Source organism: Gilliamella sp. B2969, from assembly GCF_026536195.1.
In the GTDB taxonomy this organism is placed as follows: Bacteria; Pseudomonadota; Gammaproteobacteria; order Enterobacterales; family Orbaceae; genus Gilliamella.
On sequence record NZ_JAFNOP010000002.1, the window covers coordinates 261,202 to 280,184 of the forward strand.

Below are 18,983 nucleotides of genomic sequence, written 5' to 3' on the forward strand. Positions count from 1 at the left end.
TTTTGATTTACAAATTACTTGAATTAATTAATGGCTCTAGTTCTTTAATTACCGATGTCAATGTTAACGGTTCAATATTATCATCGCTCATTATAGAAACATGTTGAGTAATATCCATATAAACTAATAAACGATTTAAATCATCATTTATTAAAATATCGGAATTTTCATTTTTTTTAAGCTGCCATTGTTCCCAAATAACTATTTTTTCCGCATCGTCAGGTTTCCTAAAACGCCCCTTTGATACAGTTAAATCTTTAAGTTTCCTTGAGCAACTAATATCAGATGTTGATAATCCAAAATATTTATTTAAAATTTCTATAGATGCGCCTAGTGAATATGCTTTATCAATAATATGACTTCTTTCTTCAAATTCTTTTGCTCTTGCCAATACAACATCAAATAATTTTGTATTTATGGTAACTTGTATCAACAGCACTGGTGAGTTTGCAATATAAGTAATTTGTGAATAACTCAATTCTTTCATTTGCTTTAAATGTTCAATAGTAAATCCCATTTCAATTAATGACTGAATTTTTCCTTCATTAATAAAATTATGGACCATATTCAGGATCGCTAAATTTATATTGTTACTGACACTTACCATAATATGCCTCATATTTAATGTTGTTGGTTTAAAAACTCGTTATAAACTCGGAATAAACGAATAATTCGTAAAAATTTAATCACTACAAAATCATTGAATTCAGTGATTAAACAATATAGGCTAGCAGTTTTTTCAGTTGGTTCTGTAAGTAAGGATGATAACAACTCATATGCTATGCATTTTTTACGATCAGCTTCGTCTTCAATAGTAAGCTTGTTAAACGCAATGACGGGTAATTTTGATTTGTCATTCTCATCAATTGAAAATGCAAAAGATTCTTTATTAATTCTTAGCTCATCAAATATATCAAGTACATGCCCTGCTATATCTCGAAAAACATATTCATAATTAGTAGCTTGTTCTGGCAATTTCCATAAATCTAAAATAGGTGTTCTTTCTGTTTTACCATAAGTATTTAAATTAGCACTGAGGCTGTATGCATGTGGATTAATTTTTGCTAAATCTGTAGATTCAATTATTTCTTTTATAACTGAGTTAACATCAGTTCCGTCATGTACAGTAATATCGCCACTCGGTGAAACAGTATAAGAGGGTTCAGGATCATCATCGGATATTATTGTTGGATTTATCTCTTTTTTAAATGAAATTTGGCCAACTTTAGTAGATTGTTGGCTATTAACATCAGTTTCAGATGAAAAATCCTGTTGCAATTCATCTTTTTGTATTGCAGCAACTTTCAATGTATCTACTTCACCTTGTTCAGTATTAGCGTCATTTTTGCTAACATCGATTGGTGACAAGTTTTTCTTTATCCCTTTATGTTTTTTCTCTTCTAATTCAAATTCAAAAAGCTGATAGCTTATGTCCAGCAATTTTGCAAAATAACCAAACATCTCGTCTTGCAAACGGTCATAACTAAATAATTCGGGATCATAATCAAATTCACTTAATACTAAATTAAAACCTTCAACAAAAGCATTGTCATCATCATATTTTTCCGAACGTTTATATATATCCGAACATATACTTCTTAACATTAAAATTTTTTCTATTTGATTTCGACTCAATCCCAATTTCAGGATCTCCGGTATGTAGGGATACAAATAATCAACTGTATTGAGCATTTTAGTGATTAATACATAAGAAATAGGATACCCGTGATTTTTTAACCTTTCACTTAACTCTCGTGAAGAAAGTGTTTTGCCAGCTTCTTCTTCATACAAAACTTTACTCCTAGCAACGCCCAATGCTTTTTCTATAAATGTATAATCATTACGAAGTCCATTTTCGGTTAAATGTCCAACAATAGATTTCAGCTCTCCCCCCCAGGGGCGAAAAAGACAATTAATTGTATAAAAGCGTTTATCACCAGTTTCATCATACAATTCCTTCAAAATTTGTAATCGTGTATTTCCTCCATCTGAAATTACATACCCTTCCTCTCCTGGCATTTTTGTAATTACAGGTGCATTATCAAGTCCTTTTTTGCGAATAGATTCTTTAATATCTTCATATAATTCATTTTTTTTCAAGCGTGGTAATACCTTGCTAGGTCTTAATTCATCTAGATTTACTCGCATAGGCATTTCATTCAATGTAATTTTAGTGGTCGCCCGATCACCGTCGGGAAAACCTGTAGACATACGTTCACGCATAACGTCTACAGCATAACGTCTACAGATGATTTTTGTTCTACCATCATATTAATATATTCCTTAAACTAAATTTTGATAATGCATATATGGCCCATCAAATTTGACTACTACTTTACCTGTAGCAGCATTACGAGCTTTGGCCACAATTAATTCACCTGTTCCTTTACATTCACTGTTTTCGTTATAGACTTCATCTCGATATAACAATATTACTGTTGTCGCATCTTGCTCAAGACTGCCAGATTCTTTCAAATCAGACAAAAGAGGATGTTTATCAGAACGAGATTCAACTGAACGGTTTAATTGTGAAAGCAGAACTAAGGGAATATTGAAATCCTTACAATGAATTTTTAGTTGTCTACTAATATTGCTCACTTCAACAGCACGATTTTCATTGTTTTTTTCACCTGATGACATTAACTGCACATAATCAACTGCTACAAATGTTGGTTGACCATATAAGCGTATATAACGCTGAACTTTACGTCTAAAAATACTAGGAGTTAAATGCGCATTATCATCAATAATAAGAAATTTTTTTAACTTCAATAAAATTGCAATTGCTTGAGAAATTTTTCCGTAATCACTATCGTCAAGATTTTTATTCTTTATATCGATAAACGGTACATGAGCTAATGCAGCTAATAATCGCAACATTAATGATTGTGAATCCATTTCTAAACTAAAAACAAAAATAGGTTGTTTAGGTAAATTTGGATTGTCATTAAGCGCTATTATTTGGTTGTATATCATTGAAATAAGAAACGCGGTTTTCCCCATAGAAGGCCTTGCTGCAATAATCGTAATCTCTTTGGGTTCCAACCCACCTATTTTAGAATCTAAGTTTTTAAAAAATGTTGGAATAAATGGAGAGTGTTCTGTTTCCAAAAATGTCATAAGATTACTCAACATTGCGGGTATAAGTTGCTCATCTTGATTATCTATGGCATGTCCCAGCTGAAAAAGTTCGGATTCAGTTTTTGCTATAATCTGATTACTGCTATCTGAATCACTAAATGATGCTTTTGAAAGATTTTTTATCAATGTTTTCGCAATATTATTAGCACTACGAGCTTTTGTATAATTACGTAAAATTGATACATAGTACTTATAATTTGTTGCTCTTGGTGTATCTCTAGTTAACTCAGCTAAATATGCTAACCCACCACAGCTCCTAAGTTTTTCTTCGGAAAGAGCCTGAGATACTGTCAAAATATCAGCATTCTTACCCTCTTGTATTAAAGAGACTATAGCATCGAAGATCAATTTGTGTTGTGGTATATAAAAATCATCCACTTTTATTTCAAATGAATCATCGATACTGCTATTATCGATTAATAATGCACCTAATACAGATCGCTCAGTATCATTAGAATAAAATTGCTTATTCATATAATCACCTTAATATTTATTAAAAACAGGAATAAAATGATTAATGAGTAATTTCAATTTTCATAAATTCGTCAAACTTTAACTTGTACTTCGGCAATAGGTGTTGACACAAATAATAAATATCTTCTTTGATACTTTGAGCCTGTGCTTTTGTTATTTTATAAGGGTGTTCTACTTTATTTGTTGGTTCGGTATAATGCTGAAACGCTGCTATACCAAGAGATGCAGCAACTTTGTAACTATTTTTCTTTTTAATATCTTTATCTAAAACAGTAATTTGAAAAGGTAGCTGTGACAGAGATTTGATTTGTTGGTTAAAGAGTTCTTTTATACGACGGCAATCGTTATTTTCTTCTACTCGGTTAAAAAAAGTATAGACGGGCGGTAATACAATGCCGTAATCAGTGAAAGGAATCAAACTTCTAAACAAATTAGAAATAGTACCACGTAGGTATTCTCGAACGCCTGGCATGGAAGGATCTAGCGGAGATAAAACCACATCAGAAGCAAGTACTGCCATGTTAACAGTTGGATCAATTGTTCCTACAGTATCAATGACTATAACATCATACTCACTTTTGAGAAGTTTTAAGCATGATTTTAGACGTATAATACCGTCGGCCGAAGCGTTTAAATGTGAAACGATTTCTTGTCTAACGCTGTTTGATGACATAACATCTAAATTTTTTGTTGTCGTCGCAGATATTAGTTTATCTAAATCTGTTTCATGCATTATAAGAAATTCATAAACGCCAAATGGCGCTTCTTTTTGCAATGGAAAATATGAACAAGCTGTTGGCTGCTCTAAGTCAAAATCTAATAATAATGTTTTTAAACCTGAATGAGCTATAAAAGCCGCAATATTAACCGCTGTAGTAGATTTGGTAGAACCGCCTTTCGTATCGGCTATAGTGATAACTGTTGCATTTTTTTTCATGATATTAACCCTTAAAAAATTAAAATTTATTAAACATTAAAATCATGATATTGATGGTGGCCCCTACTGGACTTGAACCAGTGACCAATCGATTATGAGTCGACTGCTCTGACCAACTGAGCTAAGGGGCCATATTGAGAAGTGCTACTTAATTAGTAGGGTTGCGATTATAATAGAGTTATTTTTAATTTGCTACAATTAATTATTAAAATAGGTTGGGTTGCTTAATTATTAATCTTTAACTCGTAGCCATATCTATATTGATTAATAATTACAGATATTTTTTAATCTATTAACCTGATACAATAACTTTATAAATAATTATTCGTTGTTTTATTGGTTGAGGAAATATTATGTCTTTCAAAAAATGTTTACTTATTAGTGCAGCTATTTCAACTGCATTACTTTTAAATGCTTGTAGTAACTCTAACTATCAACTCACCTCTGCGGGTAGACAAGTTCAATTTATTGACACAAAACCTGCCGCTAGTTGTCAATTTGTTGGTAAAGCAGAAGGTCGTCGTAGCTCACTATTTTCTGGCTTAAAAACACACAGTGAGCTTATTCGAGATGCCGCTTCAGATTTAATGAATAAAGCTGCCGCTATGGGTGGAAATGTGATTTATAATGCCCAAGATGCATCATTGAATTATATATCAGAAGTCGCTCCAACAGATGCTATCATGGTTGGTGAAGTTTTCCGCTGCAACAATTAAGCAAAATAAAAAAGGGAGCTTAATGGCTCCCTTTTTTGACAGAGTTTTAAATAATTATCCGTACTGTTTTTCAAAGTGCTTCATAAAATCGATTAAATAGTTAACGCCTTCAAGATCCATTGCATTATAGATTGAAGCCCTCATCCCACCAGCAATTCTGTGACCTTTAATTCCGATAATATTTGCTTGTGTTGCTTCGCTAACAAACTTTTTATCAAGATCGTCATTGGGTGACAAGAAGGTTACATTCATGATGGATCGATTTGAGATAGCCACGGTATTACGATAAAAATCGGATTGATCGATAAATTGGTAAAGTAATTGTGCCTTGGCTTGATTACGTTGCTCGATCGCTTTTAATCCACCTAAATTTTTAATCCATTTGAATACTAAACCTGACATATACCAAGCGAATGTAGGTGGCGTATTAAACATTGAGTCATGATCCATTAAGATTTTATAGTCTAAAACGGAAGGTAATACTTTTTGAGCATGACCAATTAGATCTTCACGAACGATGACAATCGTGATTCCTGAAGGGCCAATATTTTTCTGTGCCCCCGCGTATATAATGCCATAGCGACTTACATCAATCGGTTGAGATAAAATACAAGATGATAAATCAGCAACGACTGTTTTATCGCCAAAATTAGGTTGTTCGAATATTTCCACTCCGTCAATGGTTTCATTAGGGCAATAATGAATATACGCGCTATCATCACTCAATTGCCATTCGGACATGGGTTTGATTGAGGTCATGCCTTGGTTTTTAATCACCACATTTTGTTCAATCACATTACAGTATTTTGTTGCCTCTTTGGCGGCACACTGGCTCCAATAACCACTGTTTACATAATCAGCACTTGTTTTATTACCAAGAATATTCAAAGGTACGGCAGCAAATTGCGCTCTTGCTCCACCTTGGCTAAAGAGAATTTTATAATTATTAGGTACGTTTAGAATATCACGAAGATCGTTGGTTGCTTCAATTGCACAAGCATCAAAATCCTTACCTCGATGACTTAACTCCATGACAGAAGCACCTGTATTATGCCAATCTAATAATTCAGTTTGAACTTGTTTTAAGACATCAGCAGGTAGTTTTGCAGGACCTGCACTAAAGTTATAACTTTTACTCATTGCAATTCACTTTAATCCTTTCAAAAAGAGCTCTATTTTTACACTGTCTTTAAAGATATACAATCATATTTTTAGTAAAAATATTTGTTTAATAAATAGGTTTTTATCAAAATGCCGACTTATCATCGGCAAATTATATAGCTAGATTTAGATAGAAAGTTATAAAACTTGTTGTTTTGCGTTGGCTATCGCTATTTTAACTTGTTGTGGTGATACACCACCTTTGGCTAATCGCTTAGCTAAACATGATTTGAGTGAGAGATTTTCATAAACATCTTGTTCAATAACCGAACTGAAGATTTTTAATTCATCCAAAGAGAGTTCTTCTAATGCTTTTTGTTTTGCTATTGCGCCAATAACCGCTTCGCCGACAATATGATGCGCTTCTCTAAATGGTATCCCTTTTGCCACCAAATAATCGGCAAGTTCAGTTGCATTAGCGTAACCTTGCTTTGCAGCTTGTCGACAAACAGCATAATTGACTTTTATATCTTCAAGCACTAATGCGGCCATATCTAAACACTCATGCCATGTGTCTAGTGCATCAAATAAATGTTCTTTATCTTCTTGCAGATCTTTATTATAAGCAAGAGGTAAGCCTTTAAAGGTTATCATTGCCCCAGTTAGTGCACCTGCAACTCGCCCTACTTTACCTCGAATAAGTTCTAATGCATCAGGATTCTTTTTTTGTGGCATTAATGATGAACCCGAGGTTACACGATCAGACAATTCAATGAAATTGGCTTCACCGCTATTGAAAATGATTAGATCTTCAGCAAATCGAGATAAATGAACCATACCAATTGACGCATTGTTCAATAGCTCTAAAATATGATCACGATCAGAAACAGAATCTAAACTATTATTGGTCGCGCAAGAAAATCCTAACCAATAAGCTAACTCATCACGATCGATTGGATATGCTGTGCCAGCAAGCGCGCCACTACCCAAAGGACTAACATCTAAACGTTTTAATGTATCTTGTAAACGACTTTCATCACGTGTAAGCATTTCATAATACGCTAAGCACCAATGCGCAAACGTAACAGGTTGTGCACGTTGTAGATGGGTATAGCCAGGCATAACCGCATCTTGATGCTGCTCGGCTGTAAGCACTAAGCGTTTTCTGAGTTTGTTAATAGCTGTGATAAGGTGAGCAATTTCATCTTTACACCATAATTTTAGATCGGTTGTTGATTGATCGTTACGGCTACGCCCCGTATGTAATTTTTTACCTAAATCACCAACTTTTTCGATGAGTTTTTGCTCTACCCAACTGTGAATATCTTCCGCATCACTTTGTAGAATTTGTTGTGGGTTTTGCCGTACTGATTCTAATAATTCATTTAAAGCTTTTTCTAATTTTTTTTGTTCATCATAAGATAAAACGTCAACTGTCACCAATGCTTTAGACCATGCAATTGATCCAATGATATCTTGCTCTGCAAGCCGATAGTCAAAGCGTAAAGAATCATTAAAATGTTTAAATCGTTGATCTGCTGCTTGGCTAAAACGCCCACCCCATAATGCCATAATTACCTCAAATATTATCTTTAAATCAATTATAAATTTATAAATTAATTAATAATTCTATAACACCATAAACAATATATACAGGACTTTGCCTGTATATATTATTAAGTTTTATCAAATTTAGTGGTTAAAACTATTTTTTAGTTTTAGTCGCTGTTTTCGATTTGTTTGCTGTTGTTTTAGTATCAGCTTTTTTAGCTGGTTGTTTTTTCTTACCTTCATTTAATGCTCGAATGCGTGAAGATAATGAGAACAAGCGAATAAATCCACCTGCGTGACTGTGGTCGTACACTTCATCTTCACCAAAAGTCGCAAATTCTTCACTATATAAGCTATTAGGTGATTTTTTCTGAACGGCTGTAGCACTTCCTTTATAAAGTTTAACGACAACTTCACCTGTCATATCCTCAGCCAAAACATCAGCTGCCGCTTGAATTGAACGACGGTATGGCGCAAACCAACGACCATCATAAACAACATAAGCCATTTCTAAACCTAACTGTTCACGCCATTTGAAGCTATCACGATCTAAAATTAACTGTTCTAAACCTCGTAATGCAGTCATCATAATTGTGCCGCCTGGGGTTTCATAACAACCACGCGATTTTATACCAACTAAACGGTTTTCAATAATATCAACACGGCCTACACCATGTTTAGCACCAATTTTATTTAAAGTCGCAACACAATTGTATGGTGATAATTTCTTGCCATTGACTGAAACCACTTCACCTTTTTCAATACCAATGGTGACAAGTTCTGGTTTATTTGGTGCATCTTCTGGTGATACTGTCCACGCCCAACAATCTGCATTGGCTTGATTCCATGTACTTTCAAGTACACCACCTTCTGTTGAAATATGCCATGCGTTCTCATCACGACTATAGATTTTTTCAACGGTTGCAGTTGTTGGAATTTTACGTACTTTTAGATAATCAATTAAAGCTTCGCGCGAACGCAAGTCCCATTCACGCCAAGGTGCAATAACTTTAAGTTGTGGAGCAAGTGCAGTATACGTTGTTTCAAAGCGCACTTGGTCATTCCCTTTACCTGTAGCGCCATGACATAATGTATCGGCACCCACCTCTAAAGCATATTCAACTTGCGCTTTAGCAATAATAGGACGAGCCATAGAAGTGCCTAGGTAGTATGTACCTTCATATAAAGCACCTGTTTTTAATACCGGGTAAACATAATCTTTAACAAATTCTTCTCGTAAATCGACAACTTTACAAGCTAATGCCCCAGATGCTTTAGCTTTTTTCTCAACATCTTTTAGCTCTTTAGGATCTTGACCAACATTAGCGACTAGAGCATAAACTTCACAATCGCCATAATTTTCTTTTAACCAAGGAATAATTGCTGATGTATCTAAACCACCTGAATAGGCTAAAACAACTTTTTTTGTTCCACTCTTTTTCATGTTATACCCTTTCTTAATTAACTTACGACAAATAAATGAGTTAAAGACGTTTGTTACTTACTTTAAATATAAATGACCAGTTTAATATACTGTCTGAATTATATTTAAGCAATAATTCTTGTCCCTGTTATTCCTGTTTTTCCATTAAATAAATCAATTAGTTTATCTGCTTGTTTCCAACTGGCTATATCAATAGGTCTACCTAATGCTTTAGCCGCTTCAAAAGCTGAATTTACTTTTACTACCATGCCATCGGTAATCACCCCAGTAGCAATTAAATTATCGGCATTTGATTGAGTTAATGATGCTATTAATTGCTTATTACCATCTAAAACACCAACAACATCAGAAAGTAAAATCAAATCAGCATCTAATGTTTTTGCGAGTGCAACCGCTGCATGATCGGCATTAACATTCATCATTTTACCTTCTTGAGTTATACCAATAGAACTCATAATGGGTAGATAACCTGAATTAAGTAGTAAATTTACTAATCTAGGATCGCCACTGCTAGCTTCCCCAACATAACCTAATTCTTCTGATATCTGTTTAACTTCAACACTATTACCATCTGCTAAACAGAGCCCAACGCTTGGAATAGCTAATTTTTTTGCTTCAGATAACAAGGTAGTATTGGCACTGCCTGCTAAACTTCCAACAATAACATCAATCTGATCAGCAGGCGTAACACGTAATCCATTTCGGCGCACAACAGGTAAGGATAGACGGTCCATTAAAGAATCAACAACACTACCTCCACCATGAACAATAACAAGTGAACGTTGAAAATTCTTCTTATATTTACTAATCACGTCAAATAGATCACTTAATGCATCTTTATTATCGAGTAACACTCCACCAAGTTTAATAATTAATGGTTTCATTTTCATTTCCTATTGATTCAAATTAAGTTAATCATTTTAAAATTGAATAGTTTGCAAATTGTTAATAAGCTTGTCGCTGAATTTATTTCACCTAAAATAATGAAGTTGTTTCTTCAAAACCAAATCGAATATTCATACATTGTACCGCTTGCGCTGCTGCACCTTTTAATAAATTATCTTCGACCGCAATCAAAATAAGATGTCGCCCTTTTAACGCAAATCCAATATCACAAAATGGCAAATCCACTACGGACTTTAAAGCAGGCCAGTCTTTTTGATAAATTCTGACTAACGGTTTATTGTGATAATATTTATTTAAAGCCGCCAAAATATCATCTGATGTAACACCTTCTTTTACAAGGCAAGTAATGGTGGCATGAATACCTTGTTTAAAACTGCCAAGATGGGGAGTAAAAATAACGTCTTGCCTTAAATGTGTGGCAATTTCAGGTTGGTGTCGATGTGTAAATAATCCATAAGCATGCAAGCTCACTTCACAAAATAGATTATTAAGTGAAGGTTTACGACCTGCACCACTAACGCCACTTACAGCATTAATAACAGGCCATTGCGTTTTATCTAGTAGATCTTCCTCAATTAATGGTTTTAACGGTAATTGTGATGCGGTGGGATAACAACCAGGCACTGCAATTAATTGTGCTTGTTTTATTGCCTTATAATTCCATTCTGCCAAACCATATACTGCTTGTTCTAACCATGTTTTATGTTGATGTTCAAAACCATAAAATTGCTTATAAAAAGAAGTATCATTAACACGAAAAGCACCTGATAAATCAATAACAGTGCAACCTCGCTCTAAAAAATAAGGCGCAATATTATGGCTAACTTGATGATCAGTTGCGAGAAAAACAACATCAACCTGCTCGATAAGGGAAGAATAATCATTGGTTGCAATTAAAGGTAAATCAACAATACCTTTTAATTGAGGATATAAATCCCGATCTGAGATACATTTTCCCCCATCTTGGCTATTTTCAGAAACAGTTAAGGCGATAATCTCGATATTAGGGTGCTTATTTAAATAATAAGCAAGTTTAGCACCTGCATAACCACTCGCTCCCACAATTATTGCTTTTAACATATTATTCCTTATTTATTATTTTTAATAATAGACATATAGTAGGATATTTATTATATCAACACAAGCAATAAAATGAATTTTTATTCACTTTTTATGAATTTAATTTCATTTTTAATTTAATCTTTAGCAAACAATTTGGACAGTATAGCGGTTTATGCCACCTAAGACGTTAAAAGATAGATATTTTAGCGTGATTGTATGAATCATCACTCAATTAAAATAAGTGATGTCTAAGAAAAAATTAGAAGTGATACTAAAAAGATCCTGTCGGATAAACACGACAGGATTTTAAAATTATCTTAATTGAGTTGCAGAACGTAACATTGCAATGAGTAATTCCCAATAACGAATTACACTTTGAATATTAACTTTTTCATCAGGTGAATGTGGTGAAACAATGGTTGGACCAATCGAGATCATATCCATGTTTGGATAAGACTGCTTAAATAAACCACATTCTAATCCAGCGTGGATAACCATAATCTTCGGTTTTTGCGAGAAGATTTCATAATACTTATCTTGTGCTAACTGTAAAAGGCTCGAATTTAAATTAGGTTCCCAACCGGAGTATCCCCCTTTTATTTCGTAATTCGCATTAGCTAATTGACTAAGCGAAATAAGTGTTGAAACAACGGCATCTTTTGCACTATCAACTTGTGAACGAATTAAAAAATGAACATACAGTTGGTTATCCTCAATATTCACAATCCCTAAATTTAATGAGGTTTCAACAACACCCTGCAATTGATCACTCATTCGCACTACGCCATTTGGTGCCGAATTTAACCAATTGATAATTTTATTTTGATGTTCTGTCGTTAAAACGCGTTTAATCTTATCGGATTTAACTTCAGTTAAGGTAATTTCTAGGTTTGGCTCGACTTGTCCTAATTCATTTTGTAATGTCGATTTGTATTGATCAATAATAGATTCAAATTTAGATAAATCATCTTTACTTAAACTGATTTCGACAAAAGCTTCCCGTGGAATTGCATTACGGAGTGAACCACCTTTAATATCAGCGAGTCGAAATGAAATATCTTGCGCATATTCAGCTAAAAATCGCGCCATTAATTTAATTGCATTACCGCGCCCTAAATGTATATCACAACCAGAATGCCCTCCTTTTAACCCTTTAAGGGCGATCTGCATATAACAATCATGTTTTTCAGGCATAACGGCATAAGTCACAGCGAAAGTAGAGGTAAAATCGACCCCACCAGCACACCCAGTAAAAATTTCGCCTTCATCTTCAGAATCAGTATTAATCAAATAGTGACTTTTTAACCAATCTGGTTGCAAACCAAATGCACCATGCATACCTGTTTCTTCCGACGTTGTCACTAAAACTTCAATTGGACCGTGTTCAATAGCAGGATCGACTAAAACAGCTAGAGCTGATGCTAAACCAATACCATTATCGGCGCCAAGTGTCGTTCCTTTTGCTTTTACCCATTCGCCATCAACATAGGCTTCAATAGGATCGGTAAAAAAATCATGGACTGTGCCTTCATTTTTTTGTGGAACCATATCCATATGAGCTTGCAATGCAATTGATGGGCAATGTTCCATCCCTTTAGTTGCAGGTTTTGTTAACAAAATATTACCAACTTTATCAAGTTCACAACGGATGTGATGTGAATTGGCAAAATCAACTATATATTTAGTTATCATTTGTTCATGATGAGAAGGATGTGGAATCTTACAAATATCATTAAAAATCTGCCAAACAAATTTTGGCTTTAGTGTAGATAGCATAATTTAACCTCAATATTATGTCATTAATGAATTAATGAGTGGTTTTTTTTGTCTAATCACTCTATAATAAGGTGCAATTTTACATCTATTTCAAGTCCATTAATATTAATTTATTAACGATTAAAATTGCAGGTTACTCATGTCAATAGAACAAACACTAACAGAAGAAGAAATTCAAGCTAAAAAGCAACATAAAGCAGAACTCATCGCTGAAAAAGAAAAATTCAACGTAACATGGGAAATGCTACAATCCTATGGTCGACAACTTTCAAAAAGATTATTACCCGCAAACCAATGGAAAGGTATCATTGCTGTTAGTCGTGGTGGTTTAGTTCCTGCTGCGATTCTTGCTCGTGAACTAAGTATCCGTTATGTCGATACTGTTTGTATTTCAAGTTATGATCATGATCATCAACGCGAAAAGTTAATCTTAAAACAAGCAAATGGCGATGGTGAAGGTTTTATTGTCGTTGATGATTTAGTTGATACAGGTAATACAGCTCATACTATTCGAGATATGTATCCTAAAGCACGCTTTGTTACTATTTTTGCCAAACCAGCAGGTAAACCATTAGTTGATGATTATATTGTGGATATCGAGCAAGATACTTGGATTGAACAACCATGGGATACTGGCGTGATGTTTGTAAAACCGATTAGTGACCACAAATAATAAGGATACTAAGGTTGTGATAACAAATACCGAAAACCTATCAGAAAAGATCTTTAAACCACAATATGATTATCCTGAAACAACCACGCTGGTCAATCGTATTGATTGCAGCGAAGGTAACAGTGTTAGCCCATTAGATGGTGAAGTTGATTCAAAATGGTATCGGATTGTTAATCCTATTTTATGGTATTGGCGTGGTTTACCCAAATTAGAGTTGGAAGAAGTACTATCAAAAATAGCTGCCTCGACCAAACGCCATACCAATGATAACTGGTTAGATTCAGTCATTGGTTATCAACCAGGTAATTGGATTTATGAGTTTTTGAATCAAGCAGCAAAATGGCAAGCCAAAGCGGATTCTATCGATAAATCCAATTTAACTGAAGATAATAAATCTAAATTAAATCAATATTATTTGATTGCTAGTCAATATTGTAGTATTGCAAGCTATCCTCATTTTAAAAATGATGAGCTAGCTATGTATGCGCAAACATGTGCTTACCAAGCTTATCATAAGGCATTAAGCTATTCACCATTTACAAGCAAAGAATTGGAATTTAACGTCGATGGGCGTAATGTTAAAACAATTTTACATTTACCACAAAATTGTGATGGTGTATGCCCTGTCGTCTTAGTATGTAATGCATTGGGTAATTTACAAATCGATTATTACCGATATTTCAGTGAATTTTTAGCACCAAATGGACTAGCGATGTTAACAGTCGATTTACCAACTGTTGGTTTTAGTCGTAACTTCGCTTTAACACAAAATAGTAGCCAAATTTATCAAGCTATTATTGAACAGCTTTCAAACATTCCTTGGATTGATAGTAATCGTGTTATTGTTGCGGGCTTTCGATTTGGCTCACATATTGCAACGCGTTTGGCTTACTTAATGCCCAATAAAATTAGAGGGTTATTTAATTTCACGCCGTTTGTTCATGAAATGTTTGTAAATAAAGAATTACAAAAAAGTCTTCCTAATGTTTATAAAGACATGTTAGCAAGCCGCCTTGGATTACCTTGTGTATCAAACCAGCAATTAGCAGCAGAATTAAATTATTTTTCGCTTAAAAATCAGGGTCTTTTGACCCATGCTTGTTCTTTGCCTGTTATGAATATTGTTTTTGAAGGTGATAAATTAAGTAGTATTAATGAAGCAAAATTAATTCATTCAACTAAGCAAAATAAAATAGTTACAATACAAAAAACACCATTACAAAAAAACTTACATGATGCTCTAACGCAATCGGTAAAATGGATGGAGACTATTTTGTAATACATTATTTTAAAAAGAGTATTGTTATGGACAATAAAAAACAACAAACTGTAGTGGTTAAACTTGGTACCAGTGTATTAACTGGTGGCACGAAAGAATTAGATCGTGCTCGAATAGTTGAGTTGATTCGACAATGCTCTCACTTACATCAAGCCGGACATAAAATTATCATTGTGACATCTGGCGCAATTGCTGCAGGTCGTGAATACCTAAAATTCCCTACTCTTCCTAATACTGTCGCTTCAAAACAATTGTTAGCATCTGTTGGACAAAGCAAGTTAATACAACTTTGGGAACAATTATTTTCGATTTACAAAATTTACATTGGGCAAATGTTACTAACCCGAGCCGATTTAGAAGATCGTGAAAGGTTTTTAAATGCTCAAGATGTCTTAAAGGCAATGTTAGATAACCATATCATTCCTGTAATCAATGAAAATGATGCTGTCGCTACTGCCGAAATCAAAGTTGGAGATAATGATAATTTGTCTGCACTAGCGGCTATTTTAGCCCAAGCAGATAAACTTATATTATTAACAGATATCGAAGGCTTATATACAGCCGATCCGAGATCGGATAAAAATGCAAAATTAATCGCAGAAATTGAACATATTGACGATCATTTACGTAGCATCGCAGGGGATAGTGTTTCAGGTCTTGGCACCGGAGGCATGAGCACTAAAATTCAGGCAGCCGAAGTGGCAGGTAGTGCAGGAATAGAAGTCATCATTGCGGCAGGAAATAAAGAAAATGTGATAATTGATGCCGTCAATAATCAATCGGTTGGAACGCGTTTTTTACCACAAAAAACCCCATTAGAACATCGTAAGCATTGGTTATATGGCGCACCAAATGCTGGAAAAGTGATACTAGATGACGGTGCTGTCAACGCGATTTTGAATAATGGTAGTTCACTCTTACCTAAAGGAATTGTAGCGGTTGAAAAAGATTTTTCGCGTGGAGAAGTCATTGATATCTGTGATAAGTCAGGAAAACGAATCGCTAGAGGTGTAAGTCGTTATAATAGTGATGCATTAAAACAAATTGCAGGACACCATTCTCAAGAAATCAACCAAATCATTGGTTATGAATATGGCGCTGTTGCTGTACATCGTGATGATATGTTAATTAAATAACCTATAAAAATATTATATATAGAGGCAAAAAATGTTACAACAGATGGGAAAAGATGCAAAACAAGCTTCATATCAATTATCACAATGCCCTACTGCCATTAAAAATAAAGTGTTAAGTAGTATTGCTGATTTACTCGAAAAAAACAGCACAATCATCCTTAATGCAAACAAAAAAGATATTGAACTCGCTAAACAACAAGAATTAAGTGAGGCACTACTTGATCGCTTACTTTTAACCCCAGAACGGCTAGCCTCTATCGCAAATGATGTACGAAAAGTCGAATTATTAACCGATCCAATCGGTCAAGTCATTGATGGCTCAACCTTAGAAAACGGATTAAAGTTACAACGTCACCGAGTGCCGCTAGGCGTTATCGGCGTAATTTATGAAGCAAGACCCAATGTAACTATCGATATTGCAGCATTATGTTTAAAAACAGGCAATGCCACAATATTACGTGGCGGTAAAGAAACTATTCACACCAATACCGCTATTATAGCGATTCTTCAACAAGCATTAGAACAAGTTGGACTGCCCAAAACCGCGATACAATTTATTGATAATCCTGATCGTAAATATATCAATGAACTACTAAAGCTCGACCGATATGTTGATATGATTATTCCACGTGGTGGTTCAGCCTTGCATAAATTGTGTCGTGAACACTCCACTATTCCAGTTATTACAGGTGGAATTGGTGTTTGTCATATGTTCATGGATGAAAGTATGGATTTTGATTGTGCATTACCAATAATTATTAATGCAAAAACCCAACGTCCAAGTACTTGTAATACACTTGAAACATTACTTGTTCATACTAATATTGCCAATACATTTTTACCCAAACTAAGTCAAATCATGGCAGATAATAACGTTATATTACATGCCGATACCGATGCATTTAAAATTTTGGAAACAGGCGTTGCCAACGTATTTCCTGTTGAAGATGCAGAGCTTCGCCAAGAATGGCTATCAAAAGATTTAAATGTCGTTATTGTTGATTCATTAACTATGGCTGTTGAACATATTCGCGAATATGGCAGCGGTCATTCCGAAGCTATCTTAACGCGAGATTTAGCTAATGCCGAACAGTTCGTTAATTTAGTTGATGCAGCAGCGGTTTATGTCAATGCATCTACTCGCTTTACAGATGGTGGACAATTTGGCCTTGGTGCTGAAGTTGCCGTAAGTACGCAAAAACTGCATGCGCGCGGACCAATGGGACTTGAGGCATTAACGACTTATAAATGGATAGCTTTTGGTGACGATTTGATTCGTCAATAGTCAGATAGTAAAGGCTGTTCGGCTTGTTTGCCGAACAGTTTTGAATCGTAACTAAATTAATCAAAATTACGCATGAGTAGTGCATAATTTAGGTCAATTTCTTCGGGAATTGGGATATAAACAATATGTCCATCACCAAGACCTGCTGGAACAGGTTGCCCTTTTTTATTTTCCATTCGTTCAATTACAAAATTTTTATTGCCTTTTGGCGTCATCATTTCCACACTATCGCCTACCGAAAACTTATTTTTAACAATCACTTCGGCAAGACCATTTAAACGTTCACAGCTAAACTCACCAACAAATTGTTGCCTTTCTGACACTGAATGACTATGCACATAATTTTGCATATCTTCGTGTTTATGACGGCGTAAAAAGCCTTCGGTATAGCCTCGATGTGCTAAAGAATCCAATTCAGCTAATAAGCGAGGATCAAAAGGTTTACCTTCACTTGCTGCATCAATAGCTTGACGGTAAACTTGAGCAGTCCTGGCACAGTAATAAAAAGACTTAGTTCGCCCTTCGATTTTTAAAGAATGAACACCGATCTTAGTCAAATCACCGACTAACTCAACAGCTCTTAAATCTTTTGAATTCATGATATAAGTGCCATGCTCATCTTCATAGGCTTGCATATATTCACCTGGGCGCCCAGATTCTTCAAGCATAAAAACCTGATTAGTGGTTGGTCCAATACCTAAAGTAGGATCAATTTGCTGAACTGGTATAGGTTCACATTTATGCACAATTTGCCCTATTTCATCCTCTTTGCCTTCAGATACTTTATACTCCCAACGACACGCATTAGTACAAGTACCTTGATTTGAATCTCTTTTATTAATGTAACCGGAAAGCAGACAACGCCCTGAATAGGCCATACACAGTGCACCATGAATAAATACTTCAAGCTCCATTTCAGGTACTTTTTCACGTATTTCAGCTATCTCATCGAGTGATAATTCACGCGATAAAACTACACGGGTTAATCCCATTTTTTGCCAAAATTTTACTGTCGCCCAGTTAACGGCATTCGATTGCACCGATAAATGCACTTCCATTTCAGGAAAATGCTCACGAACCAACATAATCAATCCTGGATCTGACATAATAAATGCGTCAGGCTTCATATTAACGATTGGTTCTAAATCTCGAATAAATGTTTTTAATTTTGAATTGTGTGGCGCAATATTAACAACCACATAGAATTTTTTACCCTGTGCATGGGCTTCATTAATCCCGATAGCTAAATTTTCGTGATTAAATTCATTGTTACGAACGCGCAAACTATAACGTGGTTGACCGGCATAAACCGCATCTGCGCCATATGCAAATGCGTAGCGCATATTTTTTAAAGAACCAGCAGGAGAAAGTAATTCGGGTTTTGCATATAAATTTGTCATTAAAAAATGCCTCTGATTTCAAGTCAGTATTACTTATTAGTAATAGGTTAAGCAAAATAGGTGGGCATTTTACGCTTAAGCGGATCGGTTGGCAAATTTATG

The 18,983-nt window shown here is 34.7% G+C and carries 15 protein-coding genes, 1 tRNA gene and 1 pseudogene; 5 read left to right on the top strand and 12 right to left on the bottom strand.

Annotated features, from left to right (window positions below; all coding sequences use genetic code 11):
- Positions 1–7: 7 nt before the first annotated feature.
- The 5 genes from J3U66_RS02785 to J3U66_RS02805 form a co-directional block, all read right to left on the bottom strand.
- Positions 8–607: an STY4526/YPO1902 family pathogenicity island replication protein gene (locus J3U66_RS02785; RefSeq protein ID WP_267347890.1), complete on the bottom strand. Its 600-nt coding sequence runs from the start codon at positions 605–607 to the stop codon at positions 8–10.
- A gap of 14 nt (positions 608–621) precedes the next feature.
- On the bottom strand, positions 622–2,223 hold the full coding sequence (locus tag J3U66_RS02790; protein ID WP_267347891.1) for a ParB family protein: 1,602 nt from the start codon (positions 2,221–2,223) through the stop codon (positions 622–624).
- 60 nt (positions 2,224–2,283) lie between these two features.
- Entirely contained in the window at positions 2,284–3,615 is a 1,332-nt protein-coding gene (locus J3U66_RS02795; RefSeq protein ID WP_267347892.1) for a replicative DNA helicase, read from the bottom strand.
- A gap of 40 nt (positions 3,616–3,655) precedes the next feature.
- On the bottom strand, positions 3,656–4,552 hold the full coding sequence (locus tag J3U66_RS02800; protein WP_267347894.1) for a ParA family protein: 897 nt from the start codon (positions 4,550–4,552) through the stop codon (positions 3,656–3,658).
- 54 nt (positions 4,553–4,606) lie between these two features.
- A tRNA-Ile gene (locus tag J3U66_RS02805) sits at positions 4,607–4,683 on the bottom strand.
- Positions 4,684–4,905: 222 nt separating this feature from the next.
- On the opposite strand from J3U66_RS02805, the gene J3U66_RS02810 reads away from it, so the two are divergent.
- On the top strand, positions 4,906–5,268 hold the full coding sequence (locus tag J3U66_RS02810; RefSeq protein ID WP_267347896.1) for a DUF4156 domain-containing protein: 363 nt from the start codon (positions 4,906–4,908) through the stop codon (positions 5,266–5,268).
- Between the two features lie 54 nt (positions 5,269–5,322).
- On the opposite strand, the gene serC is transcribed toward J3U66_RS02810, so the two are convergent.
- The 6 genes and pseudogenes from serC to J3U66_RS02840 all read right to left on the bottom strand — a co-directional run bounded on the left by serC (position 5,323) and on the right by J3U66_RS02840 (position 13,108).
- Positions 5,323–6,408 (bottom strand): 3-phosphoserine/phosphohydroxythreonine transaminase, encoded by a 1,086-nt coding sequence (serC, locus tag J3U66_RS02815; protein ID WP_267347898.1) that lies wholly within the window; start codon positions 6,406–6,408, stop codon positions 5,323–5,325.
- A 159-nt stretch (positions 6,409–6,567) separates the two neighbouring features.
- Positions 6,568–7,941 carry an argininosuccinate lyase gene (gene argH / locus J3U66_RS02820; protein ID WP_267347900.1) on the bottom strand — a complete coding sequence of 458 codons (1,374 nt, stop codon included), beginning with the start codon at positions 7,939–7,941 and terminating at the stop codon, positions 6,568–6,570.
- Between the two features lie 205 nt (positions 7,942–8,146).
- Positions 8,147–9,364 (bottom strand): annotated as a pseudogene (locus tag J3U66_RS02825) (argininosuccinate synthase); the annotation flags it as partial.
- 104 nt (positions 9,365–9,468) lie between these two features.
- Complete coding sequence (gene argB, locus J3U66_RS02830; protein ID WP_267332651.1) at positions 9,469–10,248, bottom strand: acetylglutamate kinase; 780 nt, start codon at positions 10,246–10,248, stop codon at positions 9,469–9,471.
- Positions 10,249–10,339: 91 nt separating this feature from the next.
- Positions 10,340–11,350, bottom strand: a complete 1,011-nt coding sequence (gene argC, locus J3U66_RS02835) for an N-acetyl-gamma-glutamyl-phosphate reductase (RefSeq protein ID WP_267332650.1) — start codon at positions 11,348–11,350, stop codon at positions 10,340–10,342.
- Between the two features lie 294 nt (positions 11,351–11,644).
- The gene (locus J3U66_RS02840; protein WP_267332649.1) at positions 11,645–13,108 is read right to left on the bottom strand and encodes an aminoacyl-histidine dipeptidase; all 1,464 of its coding nucleotides are present in this window, start codon (positions 13,106–13,108) and stop codon (positions 11,645–11,647) included.
- Positions 13,109–13,247: 139 nt separating this feature from the next.
- Here J3U66_RS02840 and gpt point away from each other — a divergent pair, with 139 nt between their 5' ends.
- The 4 genes from gpt to proA are packed head-to-tail and all read left to right on the top strand — an operon-like array spanning position 13,248 to position 17,481.
- The gene (gene gpt, locus J3U66_RS02845) at positions 13,248–13,781 is read left to right on the top strand and encodes a xanthine phosphoribosyltransferase (protein ID WP_082209453.1); all 534 of its coding nucleotides are present in this window, start codon (positions 13,248–13,250) and stop codon (positions 13,779–13,781) included.
- Positions 13,782–13,797: 16 nt separating this feature from the next.
- The gene (locus tag J3U66_RS02850) at positions 13,798–15,060 is read left to right on the top strand and encodes an alpha/beta hydrolase (RefSeq protein ID WP_267344221.1); all 1,263 of its coding nucleotides are present in this window, start codon (positions 13,798–13,800) and stop codon (positions 15,058–15,060) included.
- 26 nt (positions 15,061–15,086) lie between these two features.
- A complete protein-coding gene (gene proB / locus J3U66_RS02855; protein ID WP_267347903.1) occupies positions 15,087–16,196 on the top strand; it encodes a glutamate 5-kinase in 1,110 nt (369 codons plus the stop codon).
- A 31-nt stretch (positions 16,197–16,227) separates the two neighbouring features.
- Positions 16,228–17,481: a glutamate-5-semialdehyde dehydrogenase gene (gene proA, locus J3U66_RS02860; protein WP_267347905.1), complete on the top strand. Its 1,254-nt coding sequence runs from the start codon at positions 16,228–16,230 to the stop codon at positions 17,479–17,481.
- Between the two features lie 56 nt (positions 17,482–17,537).
- Here proA and yegQ read toward each other — a convergent pair whose 3' ends face one another.
- Positions 17,538–18,881, bottom strand: coding sequence for a tRNA 5-hydroxyuridine modification protein YegQ (gene yegQ / locus J3U66_RS02865; RefSeq protein ID WP_267347906.1), 1,344 nt, complete (start codon positions 18,879–18,881; stop codon positions 17,538–17,540).
- Positions 18,882–18,983: the final 102 nt, after the last annotated feature.